This is a genomic window from Pseudoalteromonas sp. AS71 (assembly GCF_038900275.1).
Taxonomy (GTDB): domain Bacteria; phylum Pseudomonadota; class Gammaproteobacteria; order Enterobacterales; family Alteromonadaceae; genus Pseudoalteromonas.
On the sequence record NZ_JBBMQZ010000002.1, the window covers coordinates 37,274 to 52,485 of the forward strand.

The following is a 15,212-nucleotide window of genomic DNA, read 5'->3' on the forward strand; positions in this document are numbered from 1 at the left end:
TTTGAATAACCTTGAGCAGTACGATGTTGTTGTTATTGGCGCTGGGCCTTCGGGTGCATTGGCTAGTAGCCTTTTAGTACAAAAGGGATGGCGGGTGCTGGTACTTGAACAGCAGGCGTTTCCACGTTTTTCAATTGGTGAAAGCTTACTGCCGCAATGTATGGCGTTCTTAGAAGAGGCGGGCTTAATCGATATACTGCATGACAATGCAGCGACTTTAGGTTTTCAGTTTAAAGATGGCGCTGCTTTTCATCGGGCAGGGCAAAATACGACTATAAACTTTACCGAAAAATTTACTAAAGGCCCAGGCACTACGTATCAAGTGAAAAGAGCTGACTTTGACAAATTATTAGCAGACAAAGTACAAGGACAAGGCGTAGAGATCAGATATAAGCACACCGTGGTTGACTACTGTGATGAGCCAAATGGTGCATCATTAGTGGTACACAATGAGCAGCAACAAGCTTACCGCGTTAATGCCCGATTTGTATTGGACGCAAGTGGCTTTGGGCGTGTATTACCAAAATTGTTAGATTTAGAACTTCCCTCTAGCTTTCCTGTTCGCAGCGCTTATTTTAGTCATTTTAAAGACAATATTAGTGATTCAAGCTTCGATCGTAATAAAATTTTGATTACCGTGCACCCTCAATATTCTGATGTGTGGTATTGGCTTATTCCCTTTAGTGATGGTACTGCGAGTATTGGGGTGGTGGCGCAGTCAGAGCGTTTTAATAACGACGAATCTAGCGATTTACTAAATCAATTTATAGAGCAAGATCCTTATTTAAAAACACTGTTAGCACAACGAGAGTTATTAACTCCAGCAAAAAATATTAAAGGCTACTCGGCAAATGTGAGTAAGTTATATGGTAAGCACTTTGCTTTATTAGGTAATGCGGGGGAATTTTTAGATCCGGTATTTTCATCAGGTGTAACAATTGCACTTAAATCTGCAAATTTAGTTGCTCCACTTGTTGATTGCTATTTAAAAAACGAAGTCGTCGATTTTGACACTCACTACGCACAGCCATTACAAGCTGGAGTTGATTGTTTTAGAACATTTGTAACAGGATGGTACGATACGCGTTTTCAGGATGTAATATTTTACTCTGAGCAAAATACTCAGGTACGAGAAATGATTAGTGCTATTTTAGCGGGCTACGCATGGGATACAAATAACCCATTTGTTGCACAAAGTGAACGCCGTTTAAATGTCTTGGCTCAGTTATGTCAAAATTAATTAAGTATGCGGTGTGTAGTGTATTCATATTTGCTGTATTGAGCGCCTGTACGAGTTTTACAGCATCTAAAAATAGAGTGTATCTATCACCTAATATTCAATTAAATATTAATAGCGTGCCAGCACAAATGTTTGATAAGTCTTGGCAGCATGTTTTGTATATTACAAATCAGCAAAAAACACATACTGTATTTGCCCAATTAGCTATAAATGACAAAGGTGCAATTAAGTTATTGTTAATGACGGTACAAGGCTTTCCAATTATGGAGCTTGAAAAACCTTTAAATGGCCCGGTAAAAACACGAAATATGCTGGCGGTAGAAGGGATAGACCCTCATTATATCTTGGCGGATATTGCATTAGTACATTGGCCAGTAGCATTTTTACAAAAGCAGTTAGAGGGTGCTTTAATAGAGCAGGTTGGCTCTAATCGGGAAGTATTTAACGATGAGGGTACATTTATCACCATTGACTATAGTGGTGAGTCGACAACGTTGAACAATATTTTACATCAGTATCAAATAACATTTAAAAAGGTAGAACAGTGACATATTGGCTGAATGATTTAGGCATTGTGAGCGCGATGGGCATAGGCCAAGATGCAACCACAACAAGCTTAAATAAATATAACCCTGCAACTCCTTTATTAACTTTAAATAAAAGTTTAAGTGCTGAGCAAACTCCGCTTTATGTTGGGCAAGTTCAGTCTATTGCTTTATCAAATAATAAACGTATCAATACATTTATCGATCTAGCTTTAGAGCAGATTAAGCCAACCTTAGATAAACTTTCTCATATTGATAAGTCGCGTATCGCAATTGTAATGGGTACTAGTACATCAGGTATTCATGATGGTGAAAGAGCGCGTAAAAGCTATGAAAGTACAAAACTCTGGCCTGATGACTTTAGTTACAGTGATCAAGAGTTAGCTACACCCGCTCATTACATTGCACATAAAATAGGGGCTCTAGGGCCTTGTTACAGTATTTCTACTGCGTGCACGTCGAGTAGCAAAGCGTTAATTAGCGCCCGAGCTTTGCTAAATGCTGATTTAGCCGATGTGGTAATTTGTGGTGGTGCGGATAGTTTGTGCCAATTAACAATTAATGGCTTTGATTCGCTCGCTTCATTAAGCTTGGGTTTATGCCAGCCTTTTTCTAGCACCAGAGACGGCATTAATATTGGTGAAGGGGCCGCTTTATTTGTAATGACTAAAAATATGCCAATAACAAATAACGGCGTTATGTTACTAGGCAGTGGCGAAAGCTCAGATGCGCATCATATGTCAGCCCCCGATCCTAATGGGGTGGGCGCCCAAGCCTCAATGGAAAAAGCACTAAAAAGTGCAAAGTTATCCTGTGGTGATATTGATTATATTAACGCTCACGGTACGGCTACTGTAAAAAATGACGAAATGGAAGCACTTGCAATTAATCGCGTGTTTGGCAACAATACCCCGCTTAGCTCTAGTAAGCATTTAACAGGGCATACCCTTGGTGCTGCAGGCGCTATTGAAGCCGGTATATGTTGGTTATTATTAAAAGACAGCGGCCAACATATGCTGCCATATAACATGATTAAAGAAGGCAGTGATTTGGCTGATATAAAAATAATAAAACAAGCGTTTAAGCCCGCTCTTAAATACTGTTTATCTAATTCATTTGCGTTTGGCGGTAATAATGCCAGCTTAATATTGGGAGTTAACGTTGACTAATTACCTTATAGAGCAAGTAGTCCCGCATGATGCGCCAATGATTTTAATAGATAGCCTTTTGACATACAGCGAAGATGAAGCTCAGTGCGGCGTTACTATAACTGAGCAAAGCCCTTTTTTTAGTCCTGCGATTAATGGCGTACCTAGCTATATTGGTGTTGAGTACATGGCGCAGTCTATTGCCGCTTATGCTGGTGCGTTGGCGAATGATGAAAATAAACCTGTAAAAATTGGTTTTTTGATTGGCACGCGAAAATATCAAACTTATCAACCGGGTTTTAAAAGCGGCAGTAAGTTGACTATTGAAGTGAAAAAACTATATCAAGAAGAGTCAGGTTTAAGTGTATTTGAATGCCAAATACTCGCGTGTGAAACTCTACTTTGCCAAGCAAAAATTAATGTATTTCAGCCTGAAAACCCGTTGGAATTTATAAGAGAAAATTAATGACAAAAAGAATTTTAGTTACGGGTTCAAGCCGTGGCATTGGTAAAGCTATTGCGTTAAAACTTGCTGAGCAAGGGTTTGATATTACAGTACATTGCAGAGCAGGTGTTGAGCAAGCTCAAGCAACATGCGATGAAATTAATGCATTAGGTAGAGCCACCAGTTTATTACAATTTGATGTATGTGACAGAGAGCAGGCCAAAACACAAATAATAGAAGATATAGCTCAGCATGGCGCTTATTACGGCGTGGTGTGTAATGCAGGTATTACTAACGATATGGCATTTCCTGCTATGCAAGGGGAAGACTGGGATTGTGTAATACGTACAGGCCTTGATGGGTTTTATAATGTAGTACACCCAACTGTAATGCCTATGGTACAAAGCCGTAAAGGTGGGCGCATAATTACAATGTCGTCTGTATCGGGTATTGCAGGTAACCGAGGGCAAGTAAATTATAGTGCAGCAAAAGCCGGTATTATTGGGGCCACTAAAGCACTTGCATTAGAATTGGCAAAACGCAAAATTACGGTTAATTGTGTGGCACCTGGTTTAATAGAAACCGCGATGACTGATGAATTACCTATTGATGAAATGATGAAAATGATACCCCTTAAGCGAATGGGGAGCGTTAAAGAAGTCGCAGGCACAGTCGCTTTTTTAATGTCTGATGATGCAGCTTACATAACACGCCAAGTGATTTCGGTTAATGGTGGCATGGTTTGATTAAACGCGTTGTTGTAACAGGCATGTCTGTGGTCACTGCATTGGGCGATGATTGGTCTGAATTCAAACAAGCCTTAATTAAAGGCGAAAATGCTGTTGTTACTATGCCAGAGTGGGATATAGCCGACGATCTCAATACTCGTTTAGCCGCGCCAGTTAAACACTTTGAGCGACCAAGTCATTATAAACGTAAACAAATCCGTTCAATGGGGCGAGTGTCACTTATGTCAACTCGTGCTACTGAGTGCGCACTTGAACAAGCCAAACTACTCGAGCACGACAGTCTAACAGATGGCTCTACGGGCATAGCATATGGCTCATCTACTGGCTCTACTGCGCCATTACTCGCCTTTGCAAATATGATGGAAACGGGGTCGATGTCAGGTGTAACAGCAACGAGTTACATTAAAATGATGGCGCATACTGCCCCTGTAAATGTGGGTGTGTTTTTTGGTTTAAAAGGGCGTGTTATAACAACAAGCTCTGCTTGTACATCGGGATCTCAAGGAATAGGCTACGCCTATGAAGCGATTAAGTTTGGCCGACAAAAAATAATGGTGGCTGGTGGAGCTGAAGAGTTATGTATTACTGAAGCCGCCGTATTTGATACGCTTTATGCAACATCGACACAAAATCAAACACCAAAAAAAACACCAAGACCTTTTGATAAAAATCGCGATGGCTTAGTGATAGGCGAAGGCGCGGGTACACTTATTTTAGAAGAATACGAACATGCAAAAGCGCGCGGAGCAACAATATTAGCTGAGGTGGTTGGTTTTGGTTGTAATTCTGATGGGCAGCACGTTACTCAACCAACATCAAAAACAATGCAACTAGCGATAGAAATGGCACTGCAAGATGCCAATCTAGAATCAGAAAAAATTGGTTACGTTAATGCGCATGGTACATCAACAGATAAAGGTGATATTGCCGAGTCTCACGCAACGTTTAAAGCATTGGGCAGCAAACCTATTAGCTCGTTAAAAAGTTATTTGGGGCATACATTAGGTGCTTGTGGTGCAATAGAAGCATGGGCAAGTATTAATATGATGGCTGATAACTGGTTTGCACCAACAATTAATTTAGATAACGTTGATGACGAATGTGCTCAGCTTGATTACATAAGGCATCAAGGGCGTGAGATTAATACCGATTACGTGATGAGTAATAACTTTGCGTTTGGTGGTATTAACACCTCTTTAATATTTAAACGCTATAAAGTAGATTAAACACGTTAAAAGATAAGTTATGACTAACTGTTAGCTCATTTTTGCTGTATAATTTGCGACCCTTGATAATGTGGCCGTAGGTTATACAGCATGAATTTTAAATCTTTTAGTTTCGCTCCTGAAATCATCCAGGCGTTGGACGAACTTAACTATCACACCCTTACGCCCATTCAGCGCGCAGCAATTCCTGCTGTTCGTAAAGGTAAAGACGTTTTAGCCAGTGCACAAACTGGTACAGGCAAAACTGCAGCGTTTGCTTTACCTATCATCCAAAAATTGGTTGAGTCTGAACTCAGCACAACTAATGCACCTCATGCATTAGTACTTGCACCAACGCGTGAACTTGCAGAACAAATAGCTAATAACTTTAGAGATTTTGCAAAGCATACATCACTTAAAGTCGTTAGTTTATTTGGTGGTGTGAGCACTGCTGGCCAAGCAAACGCTTTAAAAGAAGGTGTAGATATTGTTGTTGCAACACCGGGTCGTTTATTTGATCATATTCGTTTAGGTAACTTAAGCCTTGCAAGTGTTAAGCACCTTGTTCTTGATGAAGCTGACCGTATGCTTGATATGGGCTTTATCGAAGATATGCAAAACGTCATTAAAAGCTGTGCAGAAGAGCGCCAGATTTTACTTTTCTCTGCTACATTCCCTGCAGCAATTAAACAATTTGCATCTAAAGTATTGAAACAAGCTGAAATAGTACGTGTTGATCAAACTAACAGTACAGCAAGTACCGTTGAACATGTTGTTTACCCAGTTGAAGAACGTCGTAAGCAAGAGCTACTTTCTGAATTGATTGGTAAGAAAAACTGGCAACAAGTGCTTGTATTCGTAAACATGAAAGAAACCGCTGACGAGCTTGTTAAAGAGCTTAATCTTGATGGTATTCCGGCAGGCGTTTGCCACGGTGATAAATCTCAAGGTAACCGTCGTCGTGCTTTACGTGAATTTAAAGAAGGCAAAGTGCGCGTATTAGTGGCTACAGAAGTGGCAGCTCGTGGTATTGATATTGATGGTTTACCTCGTGTAATTAATATTGATTTACCATGGCTTGCAGAAGATTACGTTCACCGTATTGGCCGTACAGGTCGTGCTGGTCGCCAAGGTCAAGCAATCTCATTTGTTAGCCGCGAAGAAGAAAACACCTTGTTTGAAATTGAAACGTTAATCGGTCAAAAAATCAAACGTGTATATCTAGAAGGTTACGAAGTAAGTAACCGTGAAGTACTCATTGATAAAATTGGTAAAAAACCAGCGCATTTACGCCGTACACGCTCTAACAAGTTATCAGGACAAGCAACTGGTGAAGCGAGAGCAGTAAATCGCTCACGTATTTCAAGCGTTCGCAAAAGCTTAAAAGGCGAAAAACTGTCACTTAAAAAGTCATAGTTAACGCCGTTTAGTTAAAAAAACCTGAGTTTACTCAGGTTTTTTTGTGCCTGGTGATAACACCTCATCAATAGTATTTGCATATTCATAAGCCGCTTGCTCGTCCCCTTTATTTGCTATTATGGATAAACCAACCGGCAAACCACTTACTTTTCCGACCGGTAGGGTTATGTGTGTTGTGCCTGCAATAGCAGATAACGAACTACTACTGCCATTAAAATTATCACCATTAACTAAGTCTGTTTTCCAGGCGGGTGATACTGTAGGCGCTATAACAATATCAAGCTTGTTGTTTTTATACACATTAACAATGGCTGTCGTTGCTAAAGTGCGATAGCGGTCTTTAGTCTCCTGGTATTTTTGTTTGTTAGTTAAATCAATAGCCTGCGATTGAACTAGGATATCTTGCTCAAAGTGGGGCATTTCTGTATTTTTATTTTGAATATTAAAATTAATAAGTGCTTTTAGGCTTTTAACAGCCACTTGTGTTGGAGTGCTTGCGAGGTAATGATTAATTTCGGCTTTGAAGTCGTAAAGTAAAATATAGTATTCATCAACAAATAGCGTATCTAAGTTATCAGTAATATCTACATTAATAACAGTGTGCCCAGCCTGTTTTAATGCTTGTAGCTGCTTGGCATAAAGGCGCTGCGTTTCAATTGTAAATTTATCGCTAGGTAGCGCACCAATAATAAGCGACGATTTTGATTTTAGATTACCTGTTTTTAATTCAAACCCTGTAGTTGTCGTATCAAGAGAGTCCTCTCCTTGCAAAACAGATAAAACAAGCAGCGAATCTTTAAGTGAATGCGCCATCGGTCCTACTGAATCTTGGCTACTTGAAAGAGGCACAACACCTGAGCGTGATACTTGGCCCATACTCGGCTTTATTGCATAAACTCCATTTACTGAGGCAGGGCACGTAATTGAACCGTCTGTTTCAGTCCCTAATGCTATGGGCGCAAAGTTAAGTGCTACTGCAACAGCAGAACCTGCGCTAGAACCACATGGGTTACGTGTTACATCGTGCGCATTATGTGTTTGTCCGCCTACGGCACTCCAGCCTGAAGATGAATAGGATGAACGAAAATTTGCCCATTCACTTAAATTAGCTTTGCCTAAAATTATAGCGCCTGCATTACGTAGTTGTTTAACAACAAAAGCATCATTATCAGTAACGTTATTTTTAAGTGCTAAAGAGCCAGCCGTTGTGGGAAGTGTGCCTTTAGTCTCAATATTATCTTTAAGAAGTACAGGTATTCCATGTAATGGTCCAGCCCAAGTTCCTTTAGTGGCAAGTTCATCTAGCGTTTTAGCTTGAGCAAGTGCTGTAGGCTCTAAACTAATAACTGCATTATATTGTGGGTTAAGTTTATTAATTCGGTCTATATAATTTTGGGTGAGTTGCTGTGCATTAATAGAATTATTTTTATATGCACTGTGAATTTCATCGATGGTTTTTAGCTCTTGTGCTTTAGCGTTAAAAATTGCTAATACACTAAGCAACGAAAAGGTAAATGTTTTGATCATTGTTGAGGTGCTTGAGGTGTTATTATTTTCTATACATTTAGCACAAAAAAGCCTCACAAAGTGAGGCTTTTCGATAAACGGCTTAAAAAAGAGGTTTAAGCGTTTTCTAACATAGACAGTGCGACCGCTTCAGCCGCTTTAATACCATCAATACCCGCTGATAAAATACCGCCAGCGTAGCCTGCGCCTTCGCCTGCTGGGTAAAGCCCTTTAGTGTTAATACTTTGGAATGTTTTATCACGCTTAATACTGATAGGCGACGAAGTACGTGTTTCAACGCCGGTTAATAAACCGTCGTTAGTAGAAAAACCACGAATTTGTTTATTAAACGCAGGTATCGCTTCGCGAAGAGCATCAATAGCAAATTGTGGTAGTACTTTACTCAAGTCAGTTAACTTAATACCGGGTGTGTAAGAAGGTTGTACTTCACCTAAGTTTTCTGATGATTTACCTTTTAAAAAGTCTCCAATTAACTGTGCTGGTGCATCGTAGTTGCTACCACCAAGCTCATACGCTTGTTCTTCAAGTTTGCGCTGTAAGTCTATACCTGCAAGCGGATTACCAGGAAAATCCTGCTCTGGAGAAATACCTACCACAATAGCGCTGTTAGCATTGCGCTCACTTCGCGAATATTGGCTCATGCCATTGGTTACTACACGTCCTTCTTCAGACGTTGCCGCTACAACAGTACCGCCTGGGCACATACAAAAGCTGTAAACTGTGCGACCATTATCACAATGGTGAACAAGTTTATAATCGGCAGAGCCTAAAATAGGGTTACCAGCATTTGTACCAAAACGGCATTCATCGATCATTGATTGTTTATGCTCGATCCTAAAACCGACTGAGAAAGGTTTTGCTTCAACATAAATGCCTTTTTTGTGGATCATATCAAACGTGTCACGAGCACTATGACCTACAGCTAATACAACATGGCGAGTATTTAACTGCTCGCCATTTGAAAGCGTTAAGCCAGTTACTTGCCCATCATCTAAATGAATATCGTCAACACGTGTGCTAAAGCGAATTTCACCACCGAGTTCTATTATACGAGCACGCATTTTTTCAATCATGGTAACAAGTTTAAACGTACCAATGTGTGGCTTACTTACGTATAAAATTTCATCGGGGGCGCCTGCTTCTACAAATTCAGTAATGACTTTACGGCCGTAATGTTTTGGATCTTTTACTTGGCTGTATAACTTACCGTCTGAAAATGTACCTGCGCCACCTTCACCAAATTGTACGTTTGATTCTGTGTTAAGTGTGCGTTTACGCCAAAAGCCGAATGTGTCTTTTGTGCGCTCGCGTACTTCTTTACCGCGCTCTAATATAATGGGTTTAAAGCCCATTTGAGCAAGTAATAAGCCTGCAAATAAACCACAAGGGCCAAAACCAATCACGACAGGGCGCTCTGTTATATTTTCGCTGGCTTGGGCTACAAATTTATAGTTTGTGTCTGGCGCTACTTTTACATGTTGGTCTTTTTCAAATGCTGAGAGTAGCTTGGCTTCGTTATCAACTTCTATATCGAGTGTATAAATAAGTAAAATAGCTGATTTTTTACGTGCGTCATAACCACGTTTGAACACATTAAAACTGTGCAATTGTTCTGGTTGGATTTTTAGTTTATTTACAATTGCTTGACCAATTGCATCTTCGTCATGATCAAGTGGCAGCTTTATTTCGGTTAAACGTATCATTTATATCTCTTTTAGGTGTCATAGCGGGGTATTATTACCGCTCACAATAAGGGAATGCAGGGCACAATGGGTGTGCAAACATAAGGCGCGTATTTTACGTTAAAATAGGGTGATATGGCACTTATTTATTGTGTTTTTGGGGGGGATGGGTATGATCCACAACTGTTGTTTAAAATCTTAGGTATTAAAATAGTATGGCGTTTGTAGTCACCGAAAATTGTATAAAATGCAAGTACACCGATTGCGTGTCAGTGTGCCCAGCAGATGCATTTTTTGAAGGCCCTAATTTTTTAGCTATTAGCCCGATTGATTGTATCGATTGCGGTTTATGTGTCCCTGAATGTTCAGCTGATGCAATATACCAAGAAGATGAGCTACCAGAATCTCAAAAAGAGTTCACAGAATTAAATGCTGAACTCGCATTGGTCTGGCCGCGCATTACAGAGGTTAAACCTGCACCAGAGGACGCTGATGTTTGGAATGGCATAGACAATAAGCTTAAACTACTCGAAACTTGATGGGTAACATTAGTTACTCCTTTATCATTAAATAGTTAATTTTTCATTTCAAAGCATTAACAAATGTACCTGGATAAATTACAATCCCCAGCTTAAGTTACTCCCTATGAGTAATTACAGTCTAAATGGATGTTTATGCAGTACTTTATAACTATAATAAAAAAGTTTACCTTCCTATTTTTAAGTTTCGTTTTATTACTCTCAAGCCTTGATGTAGCGGCTAGTAAACAGCAAGTACCCTTATCTCGTATTGATTCAAATATCACTATTGATGGTGTTATGGATGAAGCGCACTGGAAAAACGCGACACGTATACCTCTACTCTACCAAGATGAGCCTAACGAAAAAGGCACACCTCCTGTAAAAACTGATGCTTTTATTTACGAAGATGGCACAAACTTATATGTTGCCTTTATTGCAGAGGATCCAAACCCTGAGCAAATTCGTGCATCACTTCGTGACCGCGATACGCTGTGGGAAGACGACGTAGTTATTCTTGTTATTGATACATTTAATGATGAACGCAGTGGTTATGAATTTCATGTGAATCCCCTTGGTGCACAAGGCGATATAAGAATGACCGACACCGATGGGTGGAGTTCAGATATCTCATGGAATGCTATTTGGGATAGCGCAGGGCAAATTAACGAGAAAGGTTACGTTGTTGAAATGCGTATTCCTTTTAAGGCACTGCGCTTTCCTGAAAATGAAAAAGAGCTAACGTGGGGTTTTTCAGTCATGAGAAACTATCAACGTGATGTTTTATATCAGCTATCAAATATGGGGTTTGATAGAAATATAAAATGTAGCCTTTGTCAGTTTGATAAGTTAGTGGGTTTTAGCGATATTGAATCGAGTAAAAATATTCAATTAACACCTACATTGACCGCACTTCGTAACGATAATAAATCTGAATTACCGGGCAACTGGGATAATGGCGATATTGATACCGAAGTGGGCTTAGATTTGCGTTGGGGTTTAACCAAGGACGCTGTTTTAAATGCGACGATCAATCCAGATTTTTCGCAAGTAGAAACAGACTCTTTAGAGCTTGATGTAAATACAACATTTTCTATTTATTACGCCGAAAAACGACCTTTCTTTTTAGATGGTGCTTCTTACTTTAAAAGCAGCTTATTTGAGCTTTTATACACGCGTACAATTGCAGAGCCTACCTTAGGTGCAAAGCTGACGGGTAAAACGGGTGATCATAGTTATGCTTTGATGCTCGCTGACGACGACAATAGTAATATTTTACTGCCTACGAATCAGGGCTCAGGCTTTGCAAGCCTAAACAAAAAAACGAATGCGGCCGCTGGGCGTTATCAATATGACTTAGGTCAGCAAGGCACTATCGGCATTTCAAGCACGCACAGAGAAAGTGATGACTATCACAACACTGTATTATCAGTGGACGGTAGCTACTGGTTTAATCAATCGGACACTCTTTTGTATCAAGTATCATCTGCTGATACACGTAACTCTGAATTTTTAATTCAAAATTATAACCTATCTGAAACTCAGTCAGATGAAGCATATGCCCTGGAACTTACGCGCGATAAACGTGATTACAAATTGTTTGCATCGTATGAAAATATTGGGCAGGACTATCGCACTGATTTAGGTTATCAAGCTAAAGTAGATTATGAAAAAGTAGGCTTTGGTGGTGGACAAACATGGTACAGAGATGAATCTGATTTACTTACCTCATGGTCATACGAAGCTGACTGGGATAAAACGTGGGCGCAAAATGGCGACTTACTTGAAGAAGAACACGAGGGCTTTTTAAGCTTCAAAGGTCAAAAACAATCTATTTTTGAAATTGGTTTAGTACATCGCTATGAAAACTATAATGGCAATTTTTATAATCAAAATATTGGTTTTATTTACACCGGTTTTAAACCCACTAAAGATTTAAAGCTTTCGTTATATATTGAATACGCTAGCCGCATTGATTATGCAAATGAGCAACTAGGCGATGCGTTTGACACTCAAACCCAAGTTGTGTGGGACATTAACGACCATTGGCAACTCGATGTAAAACATAACTACAGCCAATTAGATAATCCGCAAGGGGATCGTGTATTTACTGCTAACCTAGTCGATTTTAGACTTCATTATAAATTTAGTATGCGTTCAATTCTTAAATTAATTTTACAATTTGAAGACATTGATAGAGACGAAAACGCCTATTTTTATCAAGTTAGCCAAATTAACAAAGACTATGGTAGTCAGCTTGTTTACTCATATAAAATTAATGCACAAACGTTGTTTTATTTGGGTTACTCAGATAGAGGCTACCAAGACGATTCTCTTAAAAATATTGAGCGAGATCAACGTACATTTTTTACAAAAGTTAGCTATGCATGGCAGCTTTAAATATTAAAATAATAATTGTATCTGCGATAATTGTTACATTCCTAGGTTTTTTAACAAGGCATGATGTTGAAGAATAATTTTAGGAAATGTTGTATTAAAGCATCGGGAATGTCAGAAAGGATTATCAAAGACAGATACTAAAGGCTGTAATGGTGTGGCCTAGATTGACGCTGAAGAAAAATTATAGAGCTTATTGATGGTATGTATTAAATTTTAAACAATTGAAACCTTTTTGTTTATTTTTGTTAATCCCACCTATACTATATTAAATTGAGTGAGTTAATCCGTTATTGTTACAGTTTTTTGTTATTCTAATGGCTTAGGATTATATCAGTGCTTGCTTAGTACTAAATGCAGGCGATATAATTCGTTTTTTGGTGGTGGGTTTAATGGGAGAAGCAAAATAGATGGATTTTTTTTATGAGTAAACTTAAACCGCTCGGTTTTATTTTTCTAATTATAATTCTATTTTGTTTTTGTATAAACATAGAGTTAACGAATCAGATCAACCGTATAAATTTATTTAATACCAGTATTGATATACGAAGTTTCGAAATAACTAATACCACTCTTGAAATGGCTCCTTGGTATAACCCCATTTTGAATGGCCATTATATTATTGAGCAGCCTACTGCCGATTTTTTACTTATTAAAACCACTGAGACCCAGTTTGTAGCAGCTGATTCAAATAAGCTAATTGTAATGACGCTTGCATCACCTATTAACTTTTTACTCTTATGTATTTTAGTATTCGGTTCTGGTTTGTATTTACGTAGGGAGCGCAGAAAGCGCCACTATAAAAATCAGATAGCAGAGCTTAACCTTCAAGCCAATAGCTTATTAACTGCATTTAACTTGCAAGTAAAACCAGCTGAGAACCCTTTGGGTGTAAGCAGCTTAGGTCAATCTATAAATAGTTTAAATACGCATGTTGCTAATTATGTAAAACAAACACAAACCAGTATATGCCAAGACAAACTGACGCTGTTAATTGACCGCCATGCTTATATTGAACATATCGACAGACAAATTAATCATGCTAACCAAGAAGATCTCAAGTGTGCGCTCCTGTTTATAGACCTTGATGGCTTTAAACAAGTAAACGACTCGTTTGGTCATAGTTTTGGTGATGAAATATTAGTTCAAGTTGCTACTCGCCTTGCCAATGTTCTACGCCACCATAAATTAAGTAATATAAATAGTGCTAACCAATTAGAACAAAACTTATCGAGGTTGGGAGGAGATGAATTTTCCATTTTTATAGAGTTACTTGATGATAGCGACAGAGTTGTTGAAATTGCTAAACACGTGCTTAGTGAGCTTGAAAAAGACTTTGTGCTAGGTAATAAAATAGTAAAAATTAGTGCCAGTATTGGTATTGCGGCTTATCCAGAAAGTGCATCAACGCCGCAGGCTCTTTTGCAATTAGCTGACGTGGCTATGTATAGGGCTAAAAGCGATGGTAAGGGGATATTTAAAGTTTACTCACCAGAAATGGGTAACAAAATGCGCCGTTACCATTATTTACTTGAAGAGCTGCGTTTAGCGGTCGCGTGTAAAGATTTTTATTTATCTTTTCAACCGATTGTACATGTTGAAGATTGTATGATTGATTATTTTGAGGCGCTTACCCGATGGGATCATCCAGTTGAGGGTATGATCCCCCCTTCAGAATTTATTCCAATAGCAGAGGAATCTAATTTAATATTAGAGCTTGGCGATTGGATTATGCTTGAATCGTGTAGACAGATGGCCGCATGGCACAATGCAGGTATGCGCAAAGTGAAAATATCAGTTAATGTTTCGGGCATTCAATTAAAGCACCGTGATATTTATGATTGGGTAATGAAGAAGCTTAAAAAAACCGGCTTACCAGCTACGTCTCTGATGCTTGAAATTACTGAATCTACATTTATTAAAGCCAGCCCTAAAATAATTAAAGACTTAAGTAGATTAAGAGAAGAGGGCATTACCATTGCAATTGATGATTTTGGTACAGGTTTTAGCTCGTTAAGTACATTAGCTGATTTACCAATAGATGTTATTAAAATTGATCGCTCGTTTATATCTCAAGCTAATAAGAGCCAAAAATATAACGACATATTAAATACAATTAGTGATCTAGGGAAAAAGTTAGGTCTTAAAATTGTGGCTGAAGGCGTTGAAGAAATAGGGCAGTTTGAACTTGTTAAAAAAATGGGTGTGAGTTCTGTTCAGGGTTATTTAGTAAGCCGACCTGAGTCATCAGCTAATGTAGGTAATAAAGTATTACGCAATAACACCAGTAACCTTTCAGCATCGGGTACTAGTGCTTGGGATATTGTTAGTTAGTTA

The 15,212-nt window shown here is 38.9% G+C and carries 12 protein-coding genes; 10 read left to right on the forward strand and 2 right to left on the reverse strand.

All coding sequences use genetic code 11. From position 1 onward, the window contains the following. Position 1 precedes the first annotated feature (1 nt). From WNY98_RS02155 to WNY98_RS02185, 7 genes are all read left to right on the forward strand, one after another. Positions 2-1,240 (forward strand): NAD(P)/FAD-dependent oxidoreductase, encoded by a 1,239-nt coding sequence (locus tag WNY98_RS02155; RefSeq protein WP_342877000.1) that lies wholly within the window; start codon positions 2-4, stop codon positions 1,238-1,240. Beyond that, on the forward strand, positions 1,228-1,788 hold the full coding sequence (locus WNY98_RS02160) for a DUF3261 domain-containing protein (protein ID WP_076924768.1): 561 nt from the start codon (positions 1,228-1,230) through the stop codon (positions 1,786-1,788). Before WNY98_RS02155 ends, WNY98_RS02160 begins: the two co-directional genes overlap by 13 nt. After that, on the forward strand, positions 1,785-2,954 hold the full coding sequence (locus WNY98_RS02165; RefSeq protein WP_342877001.1) for a beta-ketoacyl-ACP synthase: 1,170 nt from the start codon (positions 1,785-1,787) through the stop codon (positions 2,952-2,954). The genes WNY98_RS02160 and WNY98_RS02165 overlap by 4 nt, the downstream gene beginning before the upstream one ends. After that, a complete protein-coding gene (locus WNY98_RS02170; protein ID WP_342877002.1) occupies positions 2,947-3,399 on the forward strand; it encodes a hotdog family protein in 453 nt (150 codons plus the stop codon). The genes WNY98_RS02165 and WNY98_RS02170 overlap by 8 nt, the downstream gene beginning before the upstream one ends. Continuing rightward, on the forward strand, positions 3,399-4,124 hold the full coding sequence (gene fabG, locus WNY98_RS02175) for a 3-oxoacyl-ACP reductase FabG (protein ID WP_076924766.1): 726 nt from the start codon (positions 3,399-3,401) through the stop codon (positions 4,122-4,124). The genes WNY98_RS02170 and fabG overlap by 1 nt, the downstream gene beginning before the upstream one ends. Beyond that, positions 4,124-5,353 carry a beta-ketoacyl-ACP synthase gene (locus WNY98_RS02180; RefSeq protein WP_170071625.1) on the forward strand — a complete coding sequence of 410 codons (1,230 nt, stop codon included), beginning with the start codon at positions 4,124-4,126 and terminating at the stop codon, positions 5,351-5,353. The genes fabG and WNY98_RS02180 overlap by 1 nt, the downstream gene beginning before the upstream one ends. Positions 5,354-5,443: 90 nt before the next feature. Next, on the forward strand, positions 5,444-6,748 hold the full coding sequence (locus tag WNY98_RS02185) for a DEAD/DEAH box helicase (RefSeq protein WP_002958629.1): 1,305 nt from the start codon (positions 5,444-5,446) through the stop codon (positions 6,746-6,748). A 30-nt stretch (positions 6,749-6,778) separates the two neighbouring features. On the opposite strand, the gene WNY98_RS02190 is transcribed toward WNY98_RS02185, so the two are convergent. Next, positions 6,779-8,278 carry an amidase family protein gene (locus WNY98_RS02190; protein WP_342877003.1) on the reverse strand — a complete coding sequence of 500 codons (1,500 nt, stop codon included), beginning with the start codon at positions 8,276-8,278 and terminating at the stop codon, positions 6,779-6,781. 95 nt (positions 8,279-8,373) lie between these two features. Further along, complete coding sequence (locus tag WNY98_RS02195) at positions 8,374-9,981, reverse strand: NAD(P)/FAD-dependent oxidoreductase (protein ID WP_342877004.1); 1,608 nt, start codon at positions 9,979-9,981, stop codon at positions 8,374-8,376. 194 nt (positions 9,982-10,175) lie between these two features. Here WNY98_RS02195 and fdxA point away from each other — a divergent pair, with 194 nt between their 5' ends. The 3 genes from fdxA to WNY98_RS02210 all read left to right on the forward strand — a co-directional run bounded on the left by fdxA (position 10,176) and on the right by WNY98_RS02210 (position 15,209). Next, a complete protein-coding gene (gene fdxA / locus WNY98_RS02200) occupies positions 10,176-10,499 on the forward strand; it encodes a ferredoxin FdxA (RefSeq protein WP_024599924.1) in 324 nt (107 codons plus the stop codon). Between the two features lie 135 nt (positions 10,500-10,634). Continuing rightward, positions 10,635-12,878 carry a DUF5916 domain-containing protein gene (locus WNY98_RS02205; RefSeq protein WP_342877005.1) on the forward strand — a complete coding sequence of 748 codons (2,244 nt, stop codon included), beginning with the start codon at positions 10,635-10,637 and terminating at the stop codon, positions 12,876-12,878. A gap of 420 nt (positions 12,879-13,298) precedes the next feature. Next, on the forward strand, positions 13,299-15,209 hold the full coding sequence (locus WNY98_RS02210) for a bifunctional diguanylate cyclase/phosphodiesterase (RefSeq protein ID WP_342877006.1): 1,911 nt from the start codon (positions 13,299-13,301) through the stop codon (positions 15,207-15,209). Positions 15,210-15,212: the final 3 nt, after the last annotated feature.